This is a genomic window from Amycolatopsis sp. NPDC003676 (genome assembly GCF_053587275.1).
In genome coordinates, this window is record NZ_JBSFNS010000005.1 from 85,198 (window position 1) to 108,523 (window position 23,326).

General features: G+C 67.7%; 18 protein-coding genes and 2 tRNA genes. 8 read left to right on the forward strand and 12 right to left on the reverse strand.

The features are described from left to right. Nucleotides 1–566: 566 nt before the first annotated feature. From ACWDNU_RS04675 to leuC, 3 genes are all read right to left on the reverse strand, one after another. On the reverse strand, nt 567–1,211 hold the full coding sequence (locus ACWDNU_RS04675; protein ID WP_370939631.1) for an HU family DNA-binding protein: 645 nt from the start codon (nt 1,209–1,211) through the stop codon (nt 567–569). A gap of 243 nt (nt 1,212–1,454) precedes the next feature. After that, nucleotides 1,455–2,057, reverse strand: coding sequence for a 3-isopropylmalate dehydratase small subunit (gene leuD, locus ACWDNU_RS04680; RefSeq protein WP_370939632.1), 603 nt, complete (start codon nt 2,055–2,057; stop codon nt 1,455–1,457). Between the two features lie 23 nt (nt 2,058–2,080). After that, nucleotides 2,081–3,505, reverse strand: coding sequence for a 3-isopropylmalate dehydratase large subunit (leuC, locus tag ACWDNU_RS04685; RefSeq protein ID WP_370939633.1), 1,425 nt, complete (start codon nt 3,503–3,505; stop codon nt 2,081–2,083). A gap of 145 nt (nt 3,506–3,650) precedes the next feature. Between leuC and ACWDNU_RS04690 the strand changes: the two genes are divergently transcribed. The 6 genes from ACWDNU_RS04690 to ACWDNU_RS04715 all read left to right on the forward strand — a co-directional run bounded on the left by ACWDNU_RS04690 (nt 3,651) and on the right by ACWDNU_RS04715 (nt 10,631). Further along, nucleotides 3,651–4,352: an IclR family transcriptional regulator gene (locus ACWDNU_RS04690; protein WP_009074079.1), complete on the forward strand. Its 702-nt coding sequence runs from the start codon at nt 3,651–3,653 to the stop codon at nt 4,350–4,352. A 1,191-nt stretch (nt 4,353–5,543) separates the two neighbouring features. Continuing rightward, the gene (locus ACWDNU_RS04695; RefSeq protein WP_116206583.1) at nt 5,544–6,167 is read left to right on the forward strand and encodes an HU family DNA-binding protein; all 624 of its coding nucleotides are present in this window, start codon (nt 5,544–5,546) and stop codon (nt 6,165–6,167) included. Between the two features lie 770 nt (nt 6,168–6,937). Further along, nucleotides 6,938–8,164, forward strand: a complete 1,227-nt coding sequence (locus ACWDNU_RS04700; RefSeq protein WP_449667767.1) for a quaternary amine ABC transporter ATP-binding protein — start codon at nt 6,938–6,940, stop codon at nt 8,162–8,164. Beyond that, nucleotides 8,157–9,041: an ABC transporter permease gene (locus tag ACWDNU_RS04705; RefSeq protein ID WP_354739274.1), complete on the forward strand. Its 885-nt coding sequence runs from the start codon at nt 8,157–8,159 to the stop codon at nt 9,039–9,041. Before ACWDNU_RS04700 ends, ACWDNU_RS04705 begins: the two co-directional genes overlap by 8 nt. 33 nt (nt 9,042–9,074) lie before the next feature. Beyond that, a complete protein-coding gene (locus tag ACWDNU_RS04710) occupies nt 9,075–9,983 on the forward strand; it encodes a glycine betaine ABC transporter substrate-binding protein (RefSeq protein ID WP_370939635.1) in 909 nt (302 codons plus the stop codon). Between the two features lie 156 nt (nt 9,984–10,139). Further along, nucleotides 10,140–10,631 (forward strand): MarR family winged helix-turn-helix transcriptional regulator, encoded by a 492-nt coding sequence (locus ACWDNU_RS04715; RefSeq protein WP_370939636.1) that lies wholly within the window; start codon nt 10,140–10,142, stop codon nt 10,629–10,631. On the opposite strand, the gene ACWDNU_RS04720 is transcribed toward ACWDNU_RS04715, so the two are convergent. Beyond that, nucleotides 10,628–11,110, reverse strand: coding sequence for a TetR family transcriptional regulator (locus ACWDNU_RS04720; protein WP_449667768.1), 483 nt, complete (start codon nt 11,108–11,110; stop codon nt 10,628–10,630). The two genes, ACWDNU_RS04715 and ACWDNU_RS04720, sit on opposite strands and share 4 nt — an antisense overlap. A 76-nt stretch (nt 11,111–11,186) precedes the next feature. Here ACWDNU_RS04720 and ACWDNU_RS04725 point away from each other — a divergent pair, with 76 nt between their 5' ends. Beyond that, nucleotides 11,187–12,236 carry an FAD-dependent monooxygenase gene (locus tag ACWDNU_RS04725; RefSeq protein WP_449667769.1) on the forward strand — a complete coding sequence of 350 codons (1,050 nt, stop codon included), beginning with the start codon at nt 11,187–11,189 and terminating at the stop codon, nt 12,234–12,236. 761 nt (nt 12,237–12,997) lie between these two features. Here ACWDNU_RS04725 and ACWDNU_RS04730 read toward each other — a convergent pair. The 3 genes from ACWDNU_RS04730 to ACWDNU_RS04740 form a co-directional block, all read right to left on the reverse strand. After that, nucleotides 12,998–13,070: transfer RNA gene (locus ACWDNU_RS04730), tRNA-Glu, on the reverse strand. Between the two features lie 90 nt (nt 13,071–13,160). Beyond that, nucleotides 13,161–13,232, reverse strand: a tRNA-Gln gene (locus ACWDNU_RS04735). Nucleotides 13,233–13,281: 49 nt separating this feature from the next. Beyond that, a complete protein-coding gene (locus tag ACWDNU_RS04740) occupies nt 13,282–14,118 on the reverse strand; it encodes an HAD family hydrolase (RefSeq protein ID WP_449667770.1) in 837 nt (278 codons plus the stop codon). Nucleotides 14,119–14,955: 837 nt separating this feature from the next. Here ACWDNU_RS04740 and ACWDNU_RS04745 point away from each other — a divergent pair. Next, entirely contained in the window at nt 14,956–16,194 is a 1,239-nt protein-coding gene (locus tag ACWDNU_RS04745) for an FAD-dependent oxidoreductase (protein ID WP_449667771.1), read from the forward strand. Nucleotides 16,195–17,213: 1,019 nt separating this feature from the next. Here the strand turns inward: ACWDNU_RS04745 and ACWDNU_RS04750 are convergent. From ACWDNU_RS04750 to ACWDNU_RS04770, 5 genes are all read right to left on the reverse strand, one after another. Then, nucleotides 17,214–17,984 (reverse strand): fumarylacetoacetate hydrolase family protein, encoded by a 771-nt coding sequence (locus tag ACWDNU_RS04750; protein ID WP_449667772.1) that lies wholly within the window; start codon nt 17,982–17,984, stop codon nt 17,214–17,216. A gap of 278 nt (nt 17,985–18,262) precedes the next feature. Next, a complete protein-coding gene (gene cimA / locus ACWDNU_RS04755; RefSeq protein ID WP_449667773.1) occupies nt 18,263–19,933 on the reverse strand; it encodes a citramalate synthase in 1,671 nt (556 codons plus the stop codon). Nucleotides 19,934–20,143: 210 nt separating this feature from the next. Next, complete coding sequence (locus tag ACWDNU_RS04760) at nt 20,144–21,148, reverse strand: ABC transporter substrate-binding protein (RefSeq protein WP_370939643.1); 1,005 nt, start codon at nt 21,146–21,148, stop codon at nt 20,144–20,146. Beyond that, complete coding sequence (locus ACWDNU_RS04765; protein ID WP_449667774.1) at nt 21,141–21,929, reverse strand: ABC transporter ATP-binding protein; 789 nt, start codon at nt 21,927–21,929, stop codon at nt 21,141–21,143. Before ACWDNU_RS04765 ends, ACWDNU_RS04760 begins: the two co-directional genes overlap by 8 nt. Continuing rightward, entirely contained in the window at nt 21,930–22,949 is a 1,020-nt protein-coding gene (locus ACWDNU_RS04770; RefSeq protein ID WP_449667775.1) for a FecCD family ABC transporter permease, read from the reverse strand. It abuts the gene before it with no gap. Nucleotides 22,950–23,326 lie beyond the last annotated feature (377 nt).

The following is a 23,326-nucleotide window of genomic DNA, read 5'->3' on the forward strand; positions in this document are numbered from 1 at the left end:
GTTGTCTTATCAGCAATCCGGCGGGTTCTTTTCGCGGGCTTCGCAGCTCCGACCTCGGGAAACGCTGTCTTCCCGCTGCCACAACGGCGTCGGGCCGCAACGCCGCGACCCCCTGCGGCGCAGCGAGTTCTCGATCTCCGCACACTTGCCCTGCCCGGCAATCCGGCAGCCGCAACAGCTCCGCGCCCGCCTGCCCTGCTGGCTCAGCAGCCCGCCGTCACAACCGTTTCTCCTCCAGCCCGACATCCCCGAGCCGTCGCACCCAGCCGGGCCCCCGAAACCTCGGCCCCGCAACACCTCGGTCCGCCCCTGCCCGTCCTTCGCGCAGCCAGCCCCGCGCGATCTCGCGACCCTCCAGCACAACAGCTCAGCCCGGCTCACCTCCCCGCCGGACCCCGCCCAGCCGAAACCTCAACCCCCGCAACACCTGGCCCGCCCCGCGAAACCCAGCCCCACCACACCGTTTCCACCCGTCCACCCGTCCAGCCCCACAAGCCTCCGGAAACGCGGCAGGGCCCCGACCTCACCCGAGGTCGGGGCCCTGCCGCGAAGCAACGAATACCGGGCTACTTCTTCTTGGCCGCCGAAGTCCGCTTCGCCGGGGCCTTCTTGGCCGCGGCCGTGGTCTTCTTCGCTGCCGCAGTGGTCTTGGCGGCAGGCTTGGCGGCTGCCTTCGCCCGCGTGGTGGTGGCGGCCTTCGGGGCCGCCTTGGCGCGCGTGGTGGTCGACTTCGCGGCCGTCGCACGCGTCGTCGTCTTCGCCGCGGCGGCCTTGGCGGGAGCCTTGGCCGCGGTGGCGCGGGTGCGCGTGGCAGCGGGCTTCGCCGCCGTGGCACGGGTGCTGCGCGTGGCGGTCGTCGACGCGGCGCGAGTGGTGGTGGCGCGCGCGGTGGTGCCGGTGGCCCGCTTCGCCGCCGTGGCCTTCGGCAGCTTCTTCGAACCGGAAATCACGTCCTTGAACGTGGTGCCCGCGCGGAACGCCGGAACGTTCGTCTTCTTCACTCGCACGGTTTCGCCGGTGCGCGGGTTCCGCGCGGTGCGGGCGGCCCGAGCGCGCTTCTCGAACACCCCGAAGCCGGTGATGTTCACCTTCTCGCCCTTGTTGACCGTCCGGATGATGATGTCGACGAGACCGTCGACGGCCTCCGAAGCAACCTTTTTGTCGCCCAAACGCTCCGACAGCGCCTCGATCAGCTGGGCCTTGTTGGCCATTCCAGTCCCTCCAAGAAGAACTCTTCGTCCACGGCCAGGTCGGCCGGCTAACGCACACGGTATTACCAAGACAGCACAAATTCCAAACGGCACGCGAAATTTTCCCTTGCGGCGGGAACGGTTCCGCCCTCCCGAAGGACCCGTTTCCGGTCTTGGGAGGTGCCGTTTGGCGTGGGCGAAGCGGGGGCCCGCCGGGGGCGGATTCCCTTTCCGAGCAGGGAATCCGCACCCCGGCGGCGCGGGTCAGGAGGTCGCGGCGGGAAGCGTCGCGGGCTTCCACGAAGGCCGCTGGGACTCGAACGCGTCGATGTCCCCCGCGTGGCGCAGAGTCAGCGCGATGTCGTCGAGTCCTTCGAGCAGTCGCCAGCGGACGTAGTCGTCGATCTGGAACGGCGCGGTGAAGTCCTTGGCCCGCACGGTCTTGGCTTCGAGGTCCACCGACACCTCGGTGCCGGGCTCGTTCTCCAGCAGCTTCCAGAGCAGTTCGACATCCGACTGCTCGCACTGCGCGGCGACGAGGCCGCCCTTGCCGGAGTTGCCGCGGAAGATGTCGGCGAACCGGGACGAGATGACGACCCGGAAGCCGTAGTCCATCAACGCCCACACGGCGTGCTCGCGCGACGAACCGGTCCCGAAGTCCGGTCCGGCGACGAGCACGGAGCCGTTCTTGAACGGTTCCTGATTGAGGATGAAGTCGTCCTGGGCTCGCCAGGCGGCGAACAGCCCGTCCTCGAATCCGGTGCGGGTCACGCGCTTGAGGTAGACGGCCGGGATGATCTGGTCAGTGTCCACGTTGGACCGGCGCAGCGGGACCCCGATCCCGGTGTGCTGGGTGAACGGTTCCATGGTGGGAGCTCCTCTCCGGGAAGTCAGGCGGGCAGGTCGGCGGGCGAGGACAGCGTCCCGCGCACGGCGGTGGCGGCGGCCACGAGCGGCGAGACGAGGTGCGTGCGCCCGCCCTTGCCCTGCCGTCCCTCGAAGTTGCGGTTGGAGGTGGACGCGCTGCGCTCGCCGGGGGCGAGCTGGTCCGGGTTCATCCCGAGACACATGGAGCAGCCCGCCTGCCGCCATTCGGCTCCCGCCTCGGAGAAGATCTTGTCCAGGCCTTCCTCCTCGGCGGTCTTGCGCACCCGCATCGAACCGGGCACCACGAGCATCCGGACCGAATCGGCCACCTTCCGCCCGCGCAGCACCTCCGCCGCGGCGCGCAGGTCCTCGATCCGGCCGTTGGTGCAGGAGCCGAGAAAGACCGTGTCCACGGCGATCTCGCGCAGCGGGGTGCCCGGCTTCAGATCCATATAGGACAGCGCCTTCTCGGCGGCGAAGCGCGCGTTCTCGTCGGGGATCGCGGCCGGGTCCGGCACGGAATCGCCCAGCGGCAGGCCCTGTCCGGGGTTGGTGCCCCACGTCACGAACGGCGTCAGCTGGTCCGCGTCGAGGTGGACTTCGGCGTCGAATTCCGCGCCCTCGTCGGTGCGCAGTTCGCGCCAGGCGGCGACGGCGGCGTCCCAGTCCTCGCCCTTCGGCGCGTGCGGACGGCCCTTGAGGTAGGCGAAGGTCGTTTCGTCCGGCGCGATCATGCCGGCGCGCGCGCCCGCCTCGATCGACATGTTGCAGATGGTCATCCGGGCTTCCATCGACAGCTCTTCGATGGCCTTGCCGCGGTACTCCAGGACGTAGCCCTGACCGCCGCCGGTGCCGATTTTGGCGATCACCGCGAGGATCACGTCCTTCGCCGTGACACCCGGCTGCAGCGAGCCGTCGACGTTGATCGCCATCGTCTTGAACGGCCGCAGCGGCAGCGTCTGGGTGGCGAGCACGTGCTCGACCTCGGAAGTGCCGATGCCGAACGCCATCGCGCCGAACGCGCCGTGCGTCGAGGTGTGACTGTCGCCGCACACCACGGTGGTTCCGGGCTGGGTCAGCCCGAGCTGCGGTCCGATCACGTGCACGATGCCCTGTTCGGCGTCGCCCATCGGGTGCAGCCGGACGCCGAACTCCTTGCAGTTGCGGCGAAGCGTGTCGACCTGGGTGCGGGACACCGGGTCGGCGATCGGGAGGTCGATGTCCACCGTGGGGACGTTGTGGTCCTCGGTGGCGATGGTGAGGTCGGGGCGGCGCACCGGCCGCCCGGCCAGCCGCAGTCCGTCGAACGCCTGCGGGCTGGTCACTTCGTGCACCAGGTGGAGGTCGATGTAGAGCAGATCCGGTTCGGCGCCTTCGCCTCGGCGCACGAGGTGGCTGTCCCACACCTTCTCCGCCAGCGTACGAGCCTTGCCGGTGGGGCTGGTCATCTCCGGCTCCTTCCTCGGGATCGGCCGGGAGCACGGAACCCGGACGGTGCCGGTGAGGAGGGGGCAGCCGCGGCTGTCCGCGGCTCCGGGTTTCGTTTTTCCCAGATTCTGGACTTCCCACAGTGCGGGAAGATAGTATCGCGTCGTGGGACAGCATAGCGGTATCGGAGTACTGGACAAAGCCGTGGCCGTGCTGCAGGCCGTCGCCGAGGACCCGTGCGGGCTGGCGGAACTCTGCACGCGCACCGGGCTTCCTCGCGCGACCGCGCACCGGCTCGCGGTCGGGCTCGAAGTGCATCGCCTGCTGCGGCGAGGGCCGGACGGGCGCTGGCGGCCGGGCACCGCGCTCGCCGAACTCGCGGGCGGCTCGACCGACCCGTTGCTCGACGCGGCGAGTTCGGTGCTGCCGAAGCTTCGCGACATCACCGGCGAAAGCGTTCAGCTTTACCGGCGCGACGGCGTGCAGCGCGTGTGCGTTTCGACCGCGGAACCGCCGAGCGGTTTGCGCGACACGGTTCCGATCGGTTCGCGCCTGCCGATGACGGCGGGCTCGGGCGCGAAGGTCCTTGCCGCGTGGTCGGATCCGCACACGCAGCGGACGATCCTCGCCGACGCGGTTTACGGCGAACGCACTCTGCTCGAAGTGCGCCGCCGCGGGTGGGCCCAAAGCGTCGCCGAACGCGAGCCGGGCGTCGCGAGCGTTTCGGCCCCGGTGCGCGATTCCTCCGGCACGGTCGTGGCGGCGGTGTCGGTCTCCGGGCCGATCGAACGTATAGGGCGCAAGCCCGGCGCGCGGTGGGCCGCGGATCTCCTCGCCGCCGCCGACGCTCTCCAGGAACGCCTCTGACGCCCCGCTCCCACCACGCGCCAACCCCAGGCCGCCTCCCCGCCGCTCCGGCGGGAGGCGGCCTTTTTCGTACCGCCGATCTTCACCCGACGCGGCTTCCGGCGAACGCACGCCGCTCCAAGCACACCGCGCCTGGGCCTAAAGCGTCGCCGAACAAGAACCGGGCACCGCGAACGTTCCGCCTCCCCCGTTGCGAGATCCCTTCGGCACAGCGGTCGTGCCGGTCTCCGAACCGATCGAACACATCGGCCGCAAACCCGGCGCGCGATCAGCAGCCAGCCGACTCGCCCGGGAAGCCCCTGCCGCCCCGCTTCAATCCCCAGCCGCCTCTCCGCCCAGTGCGCCGCCGAACGAGCACCCGGAGCCGCGAACGTTCCGTCCCGGTGCGCGATTCCCCCGGCAGAGTCACCGCCGCGGCCTTGGTCTCCGGACCAAACGAACGCATCAGACCCAAACCCGGCGCGGGATCAGCAGCCCGGCTCTGCACTCCGAGAACTCCTCTGCCGCCAAGCCCAACCCCTCGGCCTCCTCTCCACCGCACCCGCGGGAGACGACCTTTTCGCGCACCGGCAACCCTCCCCGACGCGGCACACGCCGAACGCACTCCGCGCGAAACACACCGCGGCTCGACCCCGAACCGCCGCCGAACCCGGCACCGCGAACGTTTCCGCCCCCCGTGCGCGATTCCCCCGGCGCAGTCGCCGCGCGGCCTTGGCCCCGGACCCGATCGAACGGATGAGACCCAAACCCGGCACCCGATCGGCAGCGGACCGCCTCGCCGACGACCCGCTCGAGGAACCCCTGACGCCGCGCACCAACCCAGAGCGCCTCCCGCCACGCCCGTGGGGGACAGCGTTTTTCGCGCGGTTTTCGATCGTCCTCAGTAGACCGTCCGGCCGCTTCGGGGGTCGTCGCGGCGGCCGCGCGCGACCCCGCCGGAGAACCTCAAGAAGAGACAAAACCGCAGGACAGCGGGTGTCTACATGCGACTTTGCCGATGCCGCAAGCACTCTCGCGGGTCTTCCGGCCAGTGAAAGAATCCGGAGCCGCGAGCCTTCGGAGGGCCGTCGGCAATCCGGACGCGGCAACGAAAAAGGCAGGTCCCGATTGGACTTGCGAAGTCTATGGGTGATAATGACTGCGTTCGGCCTGTATGGCCGTATAAAACAAGTTCTGGTTGGAGGAACTGGAATGGCCAACAAGGCCCAGCTGATCGAAGCTCTGTCGGAGCGCATCGGCGACAAGAAGGCAGCCGCGGAAGCCGTCGACGGTCTCGTCGACATCATCATCCGCACCGTCCACAAGGGCGAAAAGGTCACCATCACCGGCTTCGGCGTCTTCGAGAAGCGCGCGCGTGCCGCCCGCACCGCTCGCAACCCGCGCACCGGCGAAGCCGTGCGGGTCAAGAAGACCAACGTTCCGGCGTTCCGCGCGGGCACCACGTTCAAGGACGTCATCTCCGGCTCGAAGAAGCTGCCGAAGGCGACTGCCGTGAAGCGTGCGACCGCCAGCACCGCGAAGGCGACCGCCACCCGCGCCACGGCGACGACCACCACTCGCGCCAAGGCCGCCGCCGCCAAGCCGGCCGCGACCCGCACCCGCGCCACCGCGGCCAAGGCTCCCGCCAAGGCCACCGCCGCGAAGGCCACCACCACCCGCGCCAAGGCGACCGCCACCAAGGCCACCGCGGCCAAGGCGGCTCCGAAGGCCACCACCACGCGGGCGAAGGCCGCTGCCAAGCCGGCCGCCAAGAAGACCACGGCGACCGCGAAGAAGGCTCCGGCCAAGCGCACCTCGGCTGCGAAGAAGAAGTAACTCCGGCTTTCCGGAACCTGAAGACAAGCCCCGCCCGGCTTCTCCCCGGGCGGGGCTTGTCGCATCTCTGCCCGTTTTTCCCGCCCCGGAGGCACTGTCCGGCAGCCGGGGTCGCCCGACTCGGCCGCCCGCACGCGTGAGCGCCGCCGATTTCGAAGCGGCAGAAGAGCGTTGCGGCGACCGCTCTCAAGATCCGTTGGCACGCTTGCCCGTCCGGATCCCGAGTACGATGAGCGGGCCTGGAGCCCCCTCCGCCGTCCCGGCCGCGGGCATTGTCCCCGCCGGACCACATCCGCGCAGCGCGAAGGAAATCGAGGGAAGGCCGCGGCGTTTTCCTGATCACACCGGCCATCTCGCGCGCGTCTCCGATCGATCACCTGTTCCCCCAAGCAACTGCGAACGTCCGCGCGAAGCGGTCTTCGGGGTTTCCTTGCTGTGCCCGGTTCGCCACCTTGCGTGGCCGTCAGGTGTCGGCGATCACCCAGGCCACGCACGGTCCACAACAGACTTTCGGGTTGTTATGCGAACGTGACAACCACACACTGTGGCCACGCGTAATCCAGTCGGGCGAACAGACGAATCCGGACTGGTTTCGCCAGCGCACACCGGCTTTTCCCGATCGCCGCACCGGTGTCTCTGCGGCGGGCGCGCCGCGTCGGCGAAAGTGGGTGCCGGGCCACGAAAACCGGCCGTCATCGGTGAACCGGTCGCGCGATCGGCTCCGATCAGTGTTGGTCTATGCAATCATGTCGCCCGGCAAAGGACCCCGAATGCGAGAACATGAGACGACTGTGCCGATAGTTCGTGTGGAGAAGCTGTACAAAGTGTTCGGCCGCCGGGCGGAAGAGGCGGTCGGCAAGCTGGAGAACGGCGCCGATCGCGCCGAATTGGAGCTGCCCGGCGTGACCGCGGCGGTGATCGACGCCTCCTTCACCGTGGAGCGCGGCGAAATTTTCGTGGTGATGGGGCTGTCCGGTTCGGGCAAGTCGACCCTGCTGCGCACGTTGAACGGATTGCTCCCGGCCACTTCCGGCCGGGTCCTGGTCGACGACATCGACCTCACCGACAAGTCCGCCGCGCAGGTGCGCGAACTGCGCCAGCGGCGGATGAGCATGGTGTTCCAGCACTTCGCGCTGTTCCCGCACCGGACGGTCGCGGAGAACGTCGCCTACGGGCTGAGCGTGCAGAACGCGCCGCGCGAGCGGCAGCGCGAACGCACCGCCGAAGCGCTGGAGATGGTCGGGCTCACCGGATGGGAGGACCGGTTGCCCGGTCAGCTTTCCGGCGGGATGCGCCAGCGCGTCGGCCTCGCCCGCGCGCTGGCCGCGGACACCGAGATCCTGCTGATGGACGAGGCGTTCAGCGCGCTGGACCCGTTGATCCGCAAGGAGATGCAGGACCAGCTCCTGATGCTGCAGCGGCAGCTGGGCAAGACGATCGTGTTCATCACGCACGACCTCAACGAGGCCATGCGCCTCGGCGACCGGATCGCGATGATGCGCGACGGCCGGATCGTGCAGGTGTCGACCGCGCAGGAAATGCTCACCGAACCGGCCGACGACTACGTCGCGAAGTTCGTGCGCGACGTCGACCGCACCCGGGTGCTCACCGCGTCCGCCGTGATGAAGCCCGCGGAAATCTCGTTCACCCCGGCGACAACGCCCGCCGAAGCGCTGGAAACGATGCGCCGGAACGAACTCGCCGGCGTGCTGGTGACCGAGGACGGCAAGTTCGCCGGCGCGGTCGACCGGCGCTCGGTGAGCGAAGCCGCCGACCAGGGCACGGAAACGATCGCCGGAATCGTCGACCGTTCCGCCGCCCGCACCGGCCCGGAAACGCAGATGGCCGACCTGTTCGGCCACGCCGCGTCCGCGCCCGCGCCGCTCGCGGTGGTCGACGCCGACGGCGCGCTGCTCGGCATGGTGACCCGCGAGGCGCTGCTGAACGCGCTGAGCACAGGAGAAAACGACGACCAGGAGGTGAACGCCCGTGTCTGACAACGTCCTCGTCGGCGACCTGCCGCAGATTCCCGTCGGCACCTGGTTCAAGGCGATCATCGACTGGCTGCAGGGCAACATCGGCCCGTTCTTCGATTTCGTCGACAAGATCGTCAACGGCGCGGTCACCGGGCTCGCCTCGGGGCTGACCTGGCTGCCGTGGCCGGTGCTGGTCGTGGTGTTCGCCGGGCTCGGCTGGTGGCTGCGCGGCTGGAAGTTCGGCCTCGGCTCGGCGATCGGGTTCGCGCTCATCGACAGCCTGCGCGAATTCCCGTCCGCGATGCAGACGCTGTCGCAGGTGCTGATTTCCGGCGTGGTCGCGGTGGCGATCGCGGTGCCGGTCGGGATCGCGGCCGCGCGCAACGAAACGGTGAGCCGGATCGTGAAGCCGGTACTGGACTTCATGCAGACGCTGCCCGCGTTCGTCTACCTGATCCCGGTCATTTTCTTCTTCTCGATCGGCCCGGTGCCGGGCGTGGTGGCGACCGTCGTGTTCTCGCTGCCGCCGGGCGTGCGGCTGACCGAACTCGGCATCCGCCAGGTCGACCCGGAAATGGTCGAGGCGGGCGAGGCGTTCGGCTCTCCGCCGGGGCGGATCCTGCGGGAGATCCAGATCCCGCTCGCGATGCCGTCGATCATGGCCGGCATCAACCAGATCATCATGCTGTCGCTGTCGATGGTCGTGATCTCCGGCATGGTCGGCGCGCCCGGGCTCGGCGCCGAGGTGTACGCGGCGGTCACGAGCCTGAAGCTGGACCTGGGTTTCAACGCCGGTCTCGGCGTTGTCGTGCTGGCCATCTATCTCGACCGGCTCACTTCCTCGCTGGGGGCGCGCTCCGCGGTGGGCCGCGCCCTTCGCCGGGCCGACGCGGCCTGATCCACCTCCACCGCAACGAGAAAGGACGAACGAGTGCGCACTTCGAAACGGCTCAGCCGGATCTTCGCCGTGGGCGCCGCCGTGACGGCCCTGGTCGGCCTCACCGCGGCGTGCGGCGGCCGGGAGTCCCAGTCGGGCAACAGCCAGGAAGCCAAGAGCGTCACCATCGGCTACATCAACTGGGACGAGGACGTCGCCCTCACCAACCTGTACCAGGCGGTGCTGGAGGAGAAGGGCTACAAGGTCAAGACACAGATGCTCGACGTCGGCCCGATCTACGCGGGCCTCGCGAAGGGCGACGTCGACCTGTTCCTCGACTCGTGGCTGCCCGCGACGCACAAGCAGTACTGGGACCAGTACAAGGACAAGCTCGAAGACCTCGGCGTCTGGTACGACAACGCGACCCTCAACCTCGCGGTGCCGGACTACGTGAACGACGTCAACAGCATCGCCGACCTCAAGGACAAGGCGAGCATGTTCGGCGGCAAGATCACCGGCATCGAGGCGAGCGCGGGCGAGACCGGCATCGTGCAGAAGGACGCGATCCCGCAGTACGGCCTCGACGGCGCGATGACCCTGCAGAACTCGTCGACCACCGCGATGCTGGCCGCGCTCGACAGCTCGATCAAGGCGAAGAAGCCGATCGTCGTGACGCTGTGGCACCCGCACTGGGCGTACTCGCGCTACCAGCTCAAGGATCTCAAGGACCCGAAGGGCGCCATGGGCAAGGGCGAGCAGATCCACGCGCTGGGCCGCAAGGGCTTCGACAAGGACTTCCCGGCGCTCGCCGGCGTGGCCAAGAAGCTGAAGATGTCGGACGCGGACCTCGGTTCGCTCGAGGACGCGATCCAGAAGGCACCGAAGGGCCAGGAAAAGACCGCCGCGAAGCAGTGGGCGGATCAGCACAAGCAGTTCGTGGACCAGGCTTTCGCCGGTCTCTGAGCCAGCTCCGGACGACCCCGCCTCCCGTTCTCCGGGACGGCGGGGTCGTTTCTTTTTCAACCGCGCGGGGCAGTTGATGAGGCCCTATTCGCCCTGATTCGTTGCCCAGCACGGTTATCGAGCGGAATCCGCCGCAGGATACGGCACACTGGTCGCATGTCTCGCGCGCCGATTCCTGCCCGCACCGACGACGTCGACGCGGTCACCGAAGCCGTGCTCACCGCGTCCCGCCTGCTAGTCGCCGTGTCCGCGCGGTCGATCGCCTCGGCCGGCGACCTCATCACCGTGCCGCAATTCCGGCTGCTGGTGGTGCTGCATTCCCGCGGTCCGCTGAAACAGGCCGCGCTCGCCGAGCATCTCAGCGTCACGCCTTCCACCGCGAGCCGGATGATCGACCGCCTGGTCGCGGTCGCGCTGGTCGCCCGATTGGGCAATCCGTCGTCCCGGCGCGAGGTCGTCATCGAACTCACCCAGGAGGGCGACCGAATCGTCCGCGTCGTCACCCATCGACGGCGTCGCGAAATCGCCGCCATCGTGGAGAAAATGCCCGAATCCGCCCGCCGCGGCCTGGTCGACGCCCTGACCGCGTTCGCCGAGGCCGGCGGCGAACCCCCGGCCGGAAATCCCGCCGACGCGGTCTGGGTCTAAATTTCCGCCGCCACCGCACGAATCCCGTCGGCCACCTCTTTCGCCGACGGTGCTTCCTCCGGGTCAAGCAGCCACTGCACCATCAGCCCGATCACCAGCGCGCTCTGCACCGCCCCGCCTTTGCGAGCCTCCCGCAGCCCCTGCACGAGATGCTCGCGCACATCCGGCGACCGCTCCGCCTGCACCAGCGCTTCCAGCTGAGCCACCCACAACGCCCGATGCTCACTGAAGCTGCCGATCATCCGCTTCAACCCTTGCTCGGACATGTCGAACGACGAATCCGCCACCTCGCCGCCGAGCTCGTCAACGGCGGCCACGAGCGCCTGCGTCAACAACGCGTCCCGCGACCCGAAGTGATACCCGATAGCCGCGTGGCTGACCCCCGCCGCGGCGGCGATGTCGCGCACCGTCGTGTTGCCCCAGCCCCGCTCGACCAAGCACCGCTTCGCCCCGGCCAGCAGATCCTCGCGATTGCCCATGGGCGCAGCCTAGCTTGCCCGCTTGGTTTGACCAAATGGTTTGACCAAATGGACAAACCTGGTCTACGTTCACCTCATGAACGTCCTCATCTCCGGCGCCGGCGTGGCCGGCACGACCCTCGCCGAACTCCTCACCCGCTCCGGCCACCACGTGACGCTCGTCGAACGCGCCCCCACCCTCCGGCACACCGGCTACGCCGTGGATTTCCGCGGCGCCGCCTTCGATGTCCTGTCCGAACTGGGCATCCTCGACGCGGTCCGCCGCCACGACACGAAAATGACCGGAACCGCCATCCTCGACCGCGACGGCACCCAGGTAGACCAGCTCCCCGCCGAAGCTTTCGCCGGTGAGCTGGAGGTCCCGAAACACGTCCTGAACGAGCTGCTGTACAAACTGACTGTCGATCATGTCGAGTACCGCTTCGGCACCTCGATCACGTCGCTGACGCAAACTGAGGCCGCAGTAACCGCCGAACTCACCGACGGCTCCGCGGAGCCCTACGACCTGGTCTTCGGCGCCGACGGCGTGTACTCGAAAGTCCGCCAACTGGCCTTCGCCCCGCACTCAGCGGCGCTGCACCACCTAGGCCTCTCCGGGGCGGGCTTCACCATGCCCAACTTCCTGGCCCTGGACCACAGCGGACTCCTCCGTGCCTTCAATGGCACTGCGGTGTACCTGTTCAACTCAGCGGATCCGGACCGTCTCACCGTGAGCCTGTCCTTCGGAACTCCTTCGGGAGCCCTAGACCGCCTCCCCAGAGCCGACCAGGAAGCCGCGACGCGCACCGCTTTCGCCGGTGACACCTGGCACACCCCTCGGTTGCTGGAGGCGATGTCGGAAGCTTCGGACTTCTACTTCAGCTCGAATGCGCAGGTGCATTTGGACAGCTGGTCGACCGGCCGAATCGCCCTGCTGGGAGACGCCGGATACTGCGCCGCACCCGCGGCAGGCATGGGCACTTCCCAAGCCCTGCTCGGCGCGCGCTCGCTGGCCCGTCATCTGGCGATCGCGGATCACGCGGAGGCTTTCGCCCGGTACGAAGCCGAACTCCGCCCATATGTCACGGAAAACCAGACCAACGGCCGCTCCGCAGCCGCGATGTTCGGCGGCGCACAGGAGAATTGAGCCGGACTTCCCTGCGCGCCGGTGGCTTCCCTGCGCGCGGCCGGCGGCTTCCTTGCCCACAGGCCCGCCGCTCCTACGGCCTTCGCTCGCCTTCAACTCTCGGCTTTTGCTGGCCCACAGCGCTTTGCGCCCGCCGTCCCCAGCCATCGCTGGCCTACAGCGCTTGCGCCAGCCGCCCCCAGTCATCGCTTGCCTATAGCGCTTTGCGCCCGCCGCCCCGGTCATCGCTGGCCCACAGCGCTTTCCGCCAGCCTCCCCCAGCCATCGCTTGCCTATAGCGCTTTGTGCCAGCCGCCCGCCCACGGTTCCCCTTGCCGCGCGGGCCGCAGTCTCGGCCCGCAGCCGCCCCGCACGAGCGCACAACTCCCCTCATCCCCCAAAGCCCCCGCCCCGCGCTGGCACGAAATTCCGACCTCCCCAAGCCCGCCACGCAGCTCCCGCTCACGGCACTTGCCCTCAGCGCTCGCGGGCAACTCGCCTCTGCCAGCCCAGCCCCAAAGCACCCTTGCCCGCCCGCAGCATCAAGCCGGCTTTGCCAGCCCGTAGTCCCCCAGCCGCCGAGCGCCCACCGCCCCGCCGCAACCCCGCCCACGCCCAGGCCCACTCCCCGGTGGCCCGCACACCGCAACCTGCGTCACACAGCGAGACCCCGCGGGGCACCCGACCTCATCCCCACGAGCCCCGCCCGCCCCACCAACCCCGGTATTTCCCCATAAACACAACAAAACCCGGTTGATCAAAAAGATCAACCGGGCTGGCTGTACCCCCGATGGGATTCGAACCCACGCTACCGGCGTGAGAGGCCGGCGTCCTAGGCCGCTAGACGACGGGGGCTTAGGAACTTCCCCGTTTCCGGGGCTTTTCTTGCGAGAGAGAACTTACCAGAAGCGATTTCGCACTTCCGAGAGGGGGTCCTCTCTGCAGCTGGGGTACCAGGACTCGAACCTAGACTAACTGGACCAGAACCAGTCGTGCTGCCAATTACACCATACCCCAGTGAGGTACTTTCCCGGTTGCCCAGGTCAGTGCCGCACGAGAAGAAATACTAGAACATCCCGCCGCGGACCGTCGCAGCGGGGGTCCCCGCCGTCCTCGGGGCGGGCACGCCGACGGTCGCGTACTCCGAAACCAGCAGCTCAGGAAGCTCGTCGAGGCCCGTCACCGTGTGTACTCCCTCGGGCGCGCGCTCGCCGGTGCGACTGGTCCCGTCGCGATCGAGCCACACCGCGCCGAGCCCGGCGCCGAACGCGCCGATGGCGTCGGTGTCGAGCTTGTCCCCGACGTGCACCGTGCGTTCCGGCGGGCAGTCCAGCGCCAAGCACACCGAGTGGAACATCACCGGATCGGGTTTCGCGACCCCGACCTCGCCCGCGATCGCGACATGGTCGAAAAACGGCGCGAGCCCGAGTTCCGCGATTTTCTGCCGCTGATGAACCCCTGAGGCGTTCGTCACGGCAGCGAGCTGCAGCCCAGCAGCACGCAGCCATTCAAGACAGGGAAGAACATCATCGAATAACCGCCAGGACCGCGCCAAAATCTCCCGCCGGCGCGCCTCGAACGCGCTCACTTGCGCGGAGTCCCCGAAGATCCCCAACTCGGCGAGGAAACACTCAGTGCGCCGGTGATGCATCACGTCGTAGCCGAGCTTCCCGGCGACAACGAGCGCGACGTGCTCCTCGGTGATCAAATCCCACAACGGCCAGAGGTCGTCGCGCCCGGTAAGCGCGTGCAAGGTGCGGCGGATCGCCGCGGTGCAATCGATCAACGTGTCATCGATGTCGAGGCAAACCAGGCTCAGCTCAGGAGGCGCCCACGGTTCGCGGCCGGCAGCGGCCGGCGGGGCAGTACGAGCGCGCGCAAGAGCGGCCGGGGCGAAATCCACCCCGTGAGGCTAGGGCACTCGCCGCGTTCGCAACGCGGCCAAAAAGGTGATTACCTCCGAGCCGTTGCCGCTGACCGGCTCTACTGCCGGTGCACAAAGTGTCCGCCCGGTGACGTTCACCACCGCCCCAGAGGGCCGAGCGGGTGAAAGCCGGTTACTCCGCACTCCCCCGAGAACTTACAAATTCCGAATGACCTCCACAGCCGCCCGCGCCGCCCCTCGCTGCCCTGCCGCCGGAAAACCCTGTCACCCCAACCTTTTCCGCCACAGAACCCTCCCGACTGGACCCTGCCGACCGCCAAAGCAACAACAACCACGCATAGGTTCCGCCGCCGAACTAACCGCCTGAAATCTTTTCCCGAAAAATATCGGCACTCCACTCTTTCCATCCCGGACGGCAGAGTCCCCATCGCTCTCTCGAGATCCACATACGCGAACCACACACCATTACGCGAACTCCCCACATTCTGGTCCTCGCACGACAACATCAACTCCCCTGCTGAAACTCCCCTGCTGACACCAACGAGCCGCACTTCCCACTTCCGCAATCCCTCTCCGCTCATCCGCGGTGCCCTCCCCCCACTTCCGTCTCACGACGTCGCCGCCCACGCCCCACCCACCGCGCCCGACTGCCACCACCACATCCCTCCTCCTGAGGGCTCCCGGCCACATCCCCGCTGAAGCCTTCGCCAGCCCCGCCTCGACCACGACACCCCAACGCGCCTTCCGGCCCTCAGCGACCACGAACACACCCCATCGGCCGACTTGACGCCCCGTCCGCCCAGGTGCATCCTCAAGTTATTCAACAAACGATGAATAAGAGGGGAGCTGAGAAAGATGACTGAACAGACGGGATGCGTCATCGTCGGCGGCGGACCGGCCGGCATGGTGGCGGGCTTGCTCCTGGCCCGAGCAGGCGTCGAAGTGACAGTGCTGGAGAAGCACGCGGACTTCCTCCGCGATTTCCGCGGCGACACGGTCCATCCGTCCACCCTCGCGCTCCTGGACGAACTGGGCCTGGGCGAGAAGTTCGAGGCCCTGCCCCACACGAAGGTGACCACGGTCGGACTCCCGACCCCCGAGGGCGACCCGCTGACCATCGCCGACATGTCGCTGCTGAAGGTCTCCCGCCCCTACGTCGCGATGGTCCCCCAATGGGACTTCCTCGACCTGCTCTCCGAAACAGCGCAGAAGGAGCCGACCTTCACCCTGCGGCTGGAAACCGAAATGACCGGCCTCCTCCGCTCCGGCCGCCGGGTCACCGGCGTCCGCTACCGCACCGCGGACGGCACCGAAGGCGAACTGACGGCCAACCTGGTCATCGCCGCCGACGGCCGCTGGTCATTGGCCCGCCGCTCGGCCGGTCTCACCCCGCGCGAGTACTACACCCCGTTCGACGCCTGGTGGTTCCGCCTTTCCCGCAAGGCCGAAGAGCGGGAAGCCACGTTGATGCCGAGGATGAGCAAGCGCCACTTCGCGGTGCCGTTGCCACGCAAGGGTTACTACCAGATCGCCTACCTCGCGCCGAAGGGCAAAGACCTGGGCGAGGCAGGCATCGAAAGCTTCCGCCGCGACGTCATCGAGGTCTGCCCGGAATTCGCCGACCGCGTGCACGAACTGAAGTCCATGGACGACGTCAAGGTCCTCAACGTCCGCCTCAACCGCCTGAACCGCTGGCACATAGACGGCCTCCTCTGCATCGGCGACGCGGCCCACGCGATGTCACCGGTAGGCGGCGTCGGAATCAACCTGGCAGTGCAAGACGCCGTCGCCGCCGCGAGGCTGCTGGCCGACCCGCTCCTCCGAGGCAGGCCGACCGAAAAGGATCTCGCCGCCGTCCGCAGCCGTCGTCTCCTGCCGACCGTCGCCGTCCAGGGCCTGCAACGCCTTCTCCACCGCCGCGTGATGGGCCCCGTGATGACCGGCCGCGCCGACGGACCCCCGCCTCAATTGATCACACTGCTCCGGCGCTTCCCGAAACTCTCCCTCGTCCCAGCATTCCTCATCGGCGTAGGCATCCGCCGGGAATCCGCACCAGCCTTCGCCCGCCGCCCAGCAGAACCGGCACACCACTAACCCAACAACCGATTCGCCACCAACCGGCAACGCCTCTTACCTCGCGACCTGCCACCCGCCACCCACCGGCACGCACCCGCCGGTGGGCCATGGCCTAACAACAGCAACCCGTTTCGCCCTCGGCCGAGCTTTCGTCGCCGACGGCCGCTTCGCCGGATTCGTTCACCGTCGTGGCGACCGGCAACGTGCTGATCCCACCCGGCCAGAGGCCCCCACGCCACCAACCGGCAACCGCGATCCGCTCGCTCAGCAGCCGACCGCCCTCGCCACTGAACGGCAACAGCTCCTACCGCTCGGCAGCTAAGTGTCCCCCAGATGCCGTCGCCACCCACCGGCAACAGCACCAACCACCAGCCCGGCGAGCACCCGCCACCGTTTCGCCGCTAAACGGCGACAACCCCGACGACTCGCCAACTGAGCATCAACGACGCTCTCGCCACCGACCGACAGGAGCGTCCACTCGCCAGCCCCGAGCCCCAAGTCGCCATTCGCCGCTAAGCGACCGCAGCGAGCCGACCACTCGCCAACCCAAGCGCCAGCCACCATTCGCCACTCACCGGCCACAGCACTGACTGCCCACCGCCCGAGCGCTAAGTCGCTTACCGCCACTCAACGGCAACAGCGCCCATCGCTCACCAACGCGAGCACCAACTCGCTTCTCGCCACTGAACGGCAAAAGCTCCCACCGCTCGCCTACACGAGCACTAACTCACTTCTCGCCACTCAGCGACGACAGCACCTTCTGCTCACGAACGCGAGCACCAAGTCACCTCTCGCCGCTGAACGACAGCGACAACCGCTCCCAACCGGAGCGTCGAGCACCATTCGCCATTCAGCGGCAACGACACCGCCTACCCAGCACGAACCGCCAGCCCTCACCGCTCAGCGGCAACGGCCCGAGCCACCGCCCAGCCCTCCCCGATGGCCAGAAAACCAACCCCGACCAGGGATTCGCCACTAAACGGCAACACTCAAAACCACCGCCGAACCACTGTCGCCCAAAAACGGCGACAGCCAGCTCAGAGGTCCTGCACCGGGTTCGTCAGGGTCCCGAGGCCGTCGATCGTGATGGACACCGACTGCCCGTCGACGATCGGACCGACTCCCTCCGGCGTGCCGGTGAGGATCACGTCGCCGGGCAGAAGCGTCATCACCCGCGACACGAACTCCACCAACTCCGGCACCTTGTGCACGAGATCCGAAGTCCGGCCGTTCTGCTTCAGCTCGCCGTCGACCTCGCTGCGGAGCGCCAGGTCGGACGGGTCGATCGACGTGTCGATCCACGGACCGAGCGGGCAGAAGGTGTCGAACCCCTTCGCCCGGCCCCACTGGCCGTCAGACTTCTGCAAGTCGCGCGCGCTCACGTCGTTGGCGACCGTGTAACCGAGGATCGCACTGGCCGCGCGGGCCGCGGGCACGTTCTTGACCGGCTGTCCGATGACGACCGCCAGTTCGCCCTCGAAGTCGACGCGGCCGACGTCCGACGGACGCCGGATCGGAGCGTTCGGCCCGACCACCGTCGTGGACGGCTTGATGAACAGCATCGGCGCGGACGGCACCTCGTTGCCGAGCTCCGCCGCGTGCTTCGCGTAGTTCCGGCCGACGGCGATCACCTTCGACGGCAGGATCGGCGCGAGCAGCCGCACATCGGCGAGCGGCCAGCGCTTGCCGGTGAAGTTCGGCTGGCCGAACGGATGTTCCGCGATCTCGAGGACCTGGGCGTCGTCGCCGTCCCCCTCGATCGAAGCGAACGCGACACCACTGGGATGAGCAATACGAGCTAGACGCACCACGCCAGTCTACGTATACGCACCGACTGTCGCGCACCCCGAGCGTGCGCGACAGTCCCCTTCGCTCGTTTCCGCGCGAAGGGGCCCTCGCACCGGCTAACCGGCGGTGCCCGAAATGGCGCGAAAGGACCCTTCACCCAGCAAGCATCGACGGCTCGAACGACCACTCCCCCGCAGCACCAACACGAACGGTCGTCCATAGACCCAAATGTGAGCCGCAATACCCACCACACGATGGAATCCAGGCGCAGCGTCCCAACGAGACCCATCCGCAAGGCTCATCCGCCCACAGCGGCAACCCCCAGCTCAGGCACCGACTGCTCCCGCGCCGACGCAACTGTCAGGCTCTTATGGACCAACGCATCACACAACGCCAGCCAGCTCGCCTCGACGATGCTGCCGTGCACCCCCACCGTCGTCCATTCGTGTTCCCTGTCACTAGTTTCGAGCAGCACTCGCGTGACAGCGTCCGTACCTGGGTTCGACGGCAGGATCCGCACCTTGTAATCGGCCAGCTCCATGCTGTCCAACCAGGACAGATACGGCGTCAACGCCTGGCGCAGCGCCGCGTCGAGGGCGTGCACCGGGCCGTTCCCTTCCGCGGTCGCGATGACCCGCTCCCCCGCGACATGCACCTTCACCGTCGCTTCGGAAACCACCTCGCCGTCCGGCCGGTGGTCCAGCACCACCCGATACGACTCCAGTTCGAACGGCGGCGGATCCGACTTCTCGCCGGAGACCTCCTCGACCTCGCGGCGCAGCAACAGCCCCAGCGAGGCATCGGCTGCCTCGAACGACCAGCCTTCCGACTCGAGCGCCTTCACCTTCCGCACCGCGTTCGTGAGTGCGTCAGGCCGGCCGGCAAGGTCGACCCCGAGTTCACGTCCCTTGAGCTCGAGGCTGGCCCTGCCGGCCATCTCCGTGACCAGTACTCGCATGCCGTTGCCGACAGAAGACGGATCGATGTGGTTGTACAACAACGGATCCACCTTGATCGCGCTCGCGTGCAGCCCCGCCTTGTGGGCGAAAGCGGACGACCCGACGTAAGCCTGGTGGGTGTCGGGTGCGAGGTTGGCGATTTCGGCCAAGGCATGGGAGACGCGAGTGAGCTCGGCGGTGCCTCCGGTCGGGAGGACCTCCATTCCGAGCTTGGTCACGAGGTTTCCCGCTACGGCGAACAGGTCGGCATTGCCTGCCCGTTCCCCGTAGCCGTTCGCGGTGCACTGCACGTGCGTCGCGCCGGCCTGCACCGCGGCGACAGAGTTCGCCACGGCACAGGAAGTATCATCCTGACAATGGATTCCAAGCCGGAATCCGGTCTTTTCCTTGATCTCGCCTACGGTTTCGGCAAGACCCAGCGGCAGCTGGCCGCCGTTGGTATCGCACAGCACGAGAACATCCGCGCCGGCGTGCGCCGCGGCGTCGAGCACCCGCAGCGAGGTTTCGGGAGAGAAGGCATATCCGTCGAAAAAGTGTTCCGCGTCAAGGAAAACTCGGCGTCCTTCGCCGACAAGGAACGCGACCGTGTCACGCACCATCGCGCACGCCTCATCAACGTCGACCCGCAGCGCGCGCTCGATGTGCCGAAGGTCCGATTTGGCCACCAAGGTGATGACCGGCGCCTCCGAATCCAGAAGCGCCCGGACCTGCGGGTCTTTGTCGGCCGTCGTTCCCGCCTTGCGGGTGGATCCGAACGCGACGAGCGCAGCGTGTTTGAGCGGCAATTCTCCCTTTGCCGCACGGGAAAAGAACTCCGTGTCCTTCGGCAGCGCACCCGGCCATCCGCCCTCGATGAACCCGACACCCAGCTCGTCCAACAGCCGCGCAACGGCCAGTTTGTCCGTGACGGAGTAGGTGATTCCTTCGCGCTGAGCACCGTCGCGCAAAGTGGTGTCGTAGAGGTGGAAGGCATCGCCGAGCGGCGTGCCGGCGGGTTCCGTGCGGGTCACGGTGTTCTCCTTGTGGCGGGGCAGAACCTGGTCCAGGCAACAAAAAAACCTCCCGCATGGGTGCGAGAGGTTGCGCGCCGGTAGCTCTTGTGGAGCGTCTATCCGGCGCGCAAGGCAATAATGATGGAGAGGGCGGTCATGCCGGACATCATGCCACAGCTTCGCCCGGCTTCCAAGCGCCGGGCGAAGCTTCCCACCTTCTGAGAGCCGTCAGCCGGGCAGATTCGCCAGGTAGCGACCGAATTCTTCGACCGCGGCCGCATTTCGCGGCCCCTCCACCAAAGCTGCGTAAGGCAGCGCGAAGAAGCGTCCTTTCTTGACCGCTGGGATGTCGCGCAGGCCGGGACGCGAGCGGAGGAAGTTCTCCTTGTCGGCCACGCTGCCGACCTCGCCGCCGTAGTCGTTGATGAGGATGACGTCCGGCGCGCGCTGGATCACGGCTTCCCAGCTGACGCTCGTCCAGCTGTCGTTGAGGTCCGCGAAGATGTTGGCACCACCCGATTTGGTGATGATTTCGTCCGGGCCCGCGTTGCGCCCGGAGGTGAATGGCTGGTCACGGCCGTCGTCGTAGAGGAAGACCTTCGGTTTCGGCCGTCCGGCCGGCACCGCGTTCGTGACAGCGGCGACCCGTGCGCGGTACTCTTCGATCAAACGTTCTGCACGATCACTGATTCCGAACATTTTCCCCAAGTTGCGCACATCTGTGTACAACGCGTCGAGCGGCCGCATGATGCCCCGTTGCTTGCCGCTGCCGTTGCGGCACGCCTCAGTGAGCAAGTAGCTGGAGATGCCCAGCTTCCCGAGGGAATCCGGGGTGAACCCGGTTGCTTCCGAGAAGCCGTAGTTCCAGCCCGCGAACACGAGGTCCGCTCCCGCGCCCTGCACCACCTCACGGTTGATCTTCTCCGCGAGCTTGGGCACCTTGGCGAAATCGGCTTTCCAGGGCGACGATGCCACCCCGCTGGACTGTCCTTTGTCGACCACGTAGCCAGCCATTCGGTCACCCAAGCCGAGCGCGAACATCAGCTCGGTGATGCCGATGTCATTCGTCACGACCCGAGAAGGAGGTTTGGACACGGTCAACGACGAACCGCAGTTGGTCACCGTCACGGGAAATCCGGCCGGAGACGCTCCGCTGTCCCCTTCGGACACTTGAGCGCCGCATCCGGTGGCGACGAGGGCGACCGTCACGATCAACGCGACTGTCCTACGCATGACTGTCCTCCTGGGACTCGAGCCGGTCGAACAACAACTGCGGACGCCCCGTAGCGGGATGCGGCACCACGTGGCCGCGCACCCCGAACACGTCGGCAAGCAAAGCAGGCGTGAGCACCTCGGCCGGGGTTCCGCTCGCGACAAGGCGGCCGTGGTCGAGCACGTGCACCATGTCGCACGCAGCCGCGGCCAGGTTCAAGTCGTGGAGCGCGGCCAGCACCGTGGGCCCGCTGGCGCGAGCGAGCGCCAGGACCTCGAGCTGGTGCCGGATGTCGAGGTGGTTGGTCGGCTCGTCGAGCACCAGGAGCCGTGGCTGCTGGGCGAGTGCGCGCGCGATCAGCACGCGTTGCCGCTCGCCGCCGGACAAGGTGAGCACGCCTCGATCGGCCAGGTGCGCCAAGCCGACTTGATCCAGCGCGGCGGCGCACAACCGATGGTCGGCTGCGCTCATCCGGTCCAGCAGACCGTGATGCGGCATTCGCCCCATCGCCACCACTTCGGCGACGGTGAAGTCGAATTCCGCATGCGATTCCTGCGCTACGGCGGCGATCGCGCGTGCCCGCTTTCGCGGTGCCATGCCGTCCACCGGCAGGCCGTCGACGAGGACTGCGCCGGCCGACGGCTTGAGCACTTGGCAGACGGCGCGCAGAGTCGTCGACTTTCCGCTGCCGTTCGGACCGAGCAGTCCGACGAATTGGCCTCGCCGAGCTTCGAGGGTCACGTCGTCGACCAGCTTGCGACCGGCCGCGGTCACGCTGACACCGTTGAGCGAGAGGTCCATTCACGCACCCCCGAACACGTATGCGCGACGGCGCATCAAGAGCAGGAAGGCCGGTACCCCGACCGCCGCGGTAAGCACCCCGATCGGCAACTCCTCGGGTGCGGCGAGCACCCGCGCCGCAACGTCCACCCACACCAGGAAAACCGCACCGGCAAGCGGGGCGACCGCAAGCACCCGGCGATGATCGGCACCGACGACCAGCCGCACCAGATGCGGAAGGATCAGCCCGACAAATCCGATCGCTCCGCTCACCGCGACTAAAACCCCAGTCATGGCAGCGCAAACAATGAACAGGAGGACCCGCAGCTTCCCGACGTCGACGCCGAGGGTCGTTGCCGCTTCGTCGCCCATGGCGAGCGCGTTGAGCCGGCCGGCCAGCGTCAGCAACAACAACACCCCGCCGACCACCACGATCGCGGCGATCGGCAACGTGCCCCAGTTCGCGCCGGCGAGACTGCCGAGAAGCCAGAACAACGCCGATCGCGCGGCCTCGCCGTTCGGCGCTTGGAAGACAATCACCGTGGTGATCGCGAAAAACCCGTAGGACAGCGTCGTTCCGGTGAGCACCAGACGCAGCGGCGTAAGCCCTTGCCGCGTACGGGCGACGAGATAGACGATCAAGGTCGCGGCGAGCGCAGCTACAAACGCCCCGACCGACAAGGCGTAGATCCCAAGCGATGCGAAGACTCCGAACAACGTCACCGCTGTCGCCCCGACGGATGCGCCAGAGGAAATTCCCAGCACATACGGCTCAGCGAGTGCGTTGCGCACCATTGCTTGAATCGCGACGCCGACCGTCGACAACCCAGCACCGACGACCACCGCCAACAGAACGCGAGGAAGCCTAAGGTCCCAGATGATCCGGTACTGCCCGACCTCGTCCGGACCGATCGTCCCGCCGAACAACCCAGCGCGGAGAAAGGACCACGTGTGAGTGACCGGCACCGCCACCGTCCCGATCCCGACAGCGATGACGATCGACCCGAGCAACGCGACACCCAGCCCGAGGAGCAACGGCATCAACGACCGCCGCCGCTGAACGGCAACGGCCGTGACCTGGGATTCGCCGCTCAGCGGCAACGCACCTGGCTGGCTCTCGGATTCGCCGGTCCGCGGTGAAACGGGCCCTTCGCGCGCGGTTTGGTCATCCAGTGGCGAGACGACGCAAGCGCCGGAACCACTCAGTTCACGCCCAACAGAGTCGTCGGTCTGCGACTCGCCGATCGGTGGTTCGCCGCGACGAGGCACCGCGTTGCCCCGAAATGGCGAATCCCCTGCCGCTGCATTGTCTGGACGGGTTAGGTCGGGCGCGCCGCCATTGCCGCTCGATGGCGAAGTCGCCGAGCAGTTTTCGCCGTTCGGCGGCGAAACGTTCGGTGCACCGTCACCAGACGAAC

Coding starts and splice junctions, on each gene's coding strand:
- ACWDNU_RS04700 (WP_449667767.1), top strand. CDS start 6,938: ATGCGAGAACATGAGACGACTGTGCCGATAGTTCGTGTGGAGAAGCTG.
- ACWDNU_RS04745 (WP_449667771.1), top strand. CDS start 14,956: ATGACTGAACAGACGGGATGCGTCATCGTCGGCGGCGGACCGGCCGGC.
- ACWDNU_RS04725 (WP_449667769.1), top strand. CDS start 11,187: ATGAACGTCCTCATCTCCGGCGCCGGCGTGGCCGGCACGACCCTCGCC.
- leuD (WP_370939632.1), bottom strand. CDS start 2,057: ATGGAACCGTTCACCCAGCACACCGGGATCGGGGTCCCGCTGCGCCGG.
- ACWDNU_RS04695 (WP_116206583.1), top strand. CDS start 5,544: ATGGCCAACAAGGCCCAGCTGATCGAAGCTCTGTCGGAGCGCATCGGC.
- ACWDNU_RS04715 (WP_370939636.1), top strand. CDS start 10,140: ATGTCTCGCGCGCCGATTCCTGCCCGCACCGACGACGTCGACGCGGTC.
- ACWDNU_RS04765 (WP_449667774.1), bottom strand. CDS start 21,929: ATGGACCTCTCGCTCAACGGTGTCAGCGTGACCGCGGCCGGTCGCAAG.
- ACWDNU_RS04720 (WP_449667768.1), bottom strand. CDS start 11,110: ATGGGCAATCGCGAGGATCTGCTGGCCGGGGCGAAGCGGTGCTTGGTC.
- ACWDNU_RS04770 (WP_449667775.1), bottom strand. CDS start 22,949: ATGCCGTTGCTCCTCGGGCTGGGTGTCGCGTTGCTCGGGTCGATCGTC.
- ACWDNU_RS04760 (WP_370939643.1), bottom strand. CDS start 21,148: ATGCGTAGGACAGTCGCGTTGATCGTGACGGTCGCCCTCGTCGCCACC.
- ACWDNU_RS04675 (WP_370939631.1), bottom strand. CDS start 1,211: ATGGCCAACAAGGCCCAGCTGATCGAGGCGCTGTCGGAGCGTTTGGGC.
- leuC (WP_370939633.1), bottom strand. CDS start 3,505: ATGACCAGCCCCACCGGCAAGGCTCGTACGCTGGCGGAGAAGGTGTGG.